This is a genomic window from Bacillus sp. JJ722, from assembly GCF_036963345.1.
GTDB lineage: Bacteria > Bacillota > Bacilli > Bacillales > DSM-1321 > Bacillus_AD.
Map to the genome: position 1 here is coordinate 1 of NZ_JBALMO010000149.1, position 2166 is coordinate 2166.

Consider the following 2166-nt stretch of genomic DNA (forward strand, 5'->3'; position numbering starts at 1 on the left):
ATATTAATTGTCCCTTTTTGCCCATTTTACGAACGCCTTCATCTATATACCCACATTTTTTTATATAGTGCTTGGGCAGGAAGATTCATCTTATTTACAGCTAAGACAATTTCGTTTATGCTGAATAATACTTATTTATTATTTCCCATCAATCTCTGAATTGTTCTTATTTGTCCACGATGGTTAATTTCATCTTCCATAACGTGAAACCACAAGTAGTAATTATTATATGGAACACCATTACCCCACTTGTCTTCCTCAAACAACCAGCTATCTTGTTTCGACTTCAGATGTGTTAGTGATTTCTCTCTAACTTGTGATAATTCATTTATATAATAATCCAAAGACTTTTTTTTCATCACTTCTCTTGCGTTCTCTCCAAGTTCTAAAGCAATTCTCCACTTTAAATACTCATTTTTAGTTAAATCTCTTTTTTCAAATGAGATAATTTGATGAACAAACTCTATCGCTGCAATATGTGATAATAGAGAGCCAATAGTGTTTGAACTACCTTTTGGTAAGTAATCTAAGTCACTTTGGCTTAAATTTGAGATTTCATGCAATGTAACATCCCTTGTATGTTCAAGCATCGTTACAAGTTCCCCAATCTTATTTGAATAGTTTTCTCTTGGAATTATTCTATAATCAATCATATAACTACCTCCAATCAATGCTAGGTACAAGGATACCAATAAAATAAAAAAAGCAAAGACTGATAATTTGTAAAAAATAATAGTATAGTTTAATTGAACATATATCAAAGGGCGACCTGATTTTATCAGTGTTGCTTTTTAACTTTTCTGTAATAAAAAAGGTGCCTCCAAAAGGTTGTAAAAACGGACTTTGGCGACAGCCTCACTAAATTATTAGACCTGGATTTGTTTCTTTTTTGTATTTCTATTATAAATTTGCTTTCCACGATAGAAGAAATAAATACTTAAAAAGATATATCAGTTCCATGTATAAAAACATTAGTAGTTTTTACGATGTTGGGCTGCAAGACAAAATATCGTTCCTTCAATTTAACAACCTTAATTGTCTTAAAGCTTCATTTACTGCCCAGCTTTGATGTTCGTGAAATAAGCTATCTATTGCTTTGATTGGTTCAATCCATTTAAGGAAGTGATCTTCTTCTGTTGTTTTGCTTATTTGCCTACCAATATCGCACAAATAAAAATAACCTTCACTTAGGTAATATTTATGTTCATTTGTGGAATAGAAATATCTTCGAGCACAGCCTAGAAAAAGACCTATTTCAATATCCATTCCCATTTCTTCAAGGGCTTCTCTTTTTAAACACTCTTCATGTGTTTCATTATTTTCTATTCCTCCACCAGGAAGGAAATACTTACTATCACTTGTTTGAATAATTGCTATTTTGTCTTTTTGACTATTGAATATTAAACAATAAACAGCAGGTCTCCGTATGTATTCTTTACCGTCTTCTTGTCTACCGAATGTAATAATATTCACAATAATCCTCCTATGTTATTTATTTCTCTTATATCTATTCTATCACTTCTTCTTATGCTTAACTGTCTCGTTTGTAGTAATATAATAGGTCGTCAAATGACTATTTTTCTTGTTTTTTATAAAGATAAAAATAAAGATCCCAATAATCATTAAACAAAATGTTACATTCTGAGAGATACCAATAATATCATTCCAACTAGACTTTCCATTCACAAATAACTGTAAAATCAGACCTGGAATCAGAACTAATAAAATAAAACTAGATTTTTTCAACAGTCCTCCTACAAATCCCCCAAAAAGCCCTCCACATGTAGATGGTAAATACCACCCGAAGATATATGACTTTATTTGAGAACTGAAAGTAATTGGTACCCCTTCTGGTAATTCAGTTAAACTTTCATTTATTACAAGATAAATTGTAATTGCCACAACTGTAAAAACCATACCGAATATTGAAGATTCCCTCGTATTACTTCCAAAAATATATCCAATGAACATAGCGATGATAAACCAAACTGGTAAAGAGTTAATCATTATAGCAGCATAAGCTAAGAGAAATGAAAATAAATTCATATCATTTTTAAAAGTAGGGATTATATCCGACACGTAAGATAGCCAACCTACAATGCTTCCGAGAATTAATGACACAGCGAGAAATTTTAGAATTCGTTTATTTTTAATAAACATTTACAG

At 30.9% G+C, this 2166-nt stretch carries 3 protein-coding genes; all 3 read right to left on the reverse strand.

All coding sequences use genetic code 11. The annotated features are described in order from the left end of the window. Positions 1-131 precede the first annotated feature (131 nt). The 3 genes from V7014_RS17635 to V7014_RS17645 all read right to left on the reverse strand — a co-directional run bounded on the left by V7014_RS17635 (position 132) and on the right by V7014_RS17645 (position 2079). Entirely contained in the window at positions 132-653 is a 522-nt protein-coding gene (locus tag V7014_RS17635; protein ID WP_335508788.1) for a DinB family protein, read from the reverse strand. A 364-nt stretch (positions 654-1017) separates the two neighbouring features. Beyond that, on the reverse strand, positions 1018-1473 hold the full coding sequence (locus V7014_RS17640; RefSeq protein WP_335508790.1) for an NUDIX hydrolase: 456 nt from the start codon (positions 1471-1473) through the stop codon (positions 1018-1020). A gap of 42 nt (positions 1474-1515) precedes the next feature. Further along, the gene (locus tag V7014_RS17645) at positions 1516-2079 is read right to left on the reverse strand and encodes a hypothetical protein (RefSeq protein WP_335508791.1); all 564 of its coding nucleotides are present in this window, start codon (positions 2077-2079) and stop codon (positions 1516-1518) included. Between the last annotated feature and the right edge of the window lie 87 nt (positions 2080-2166).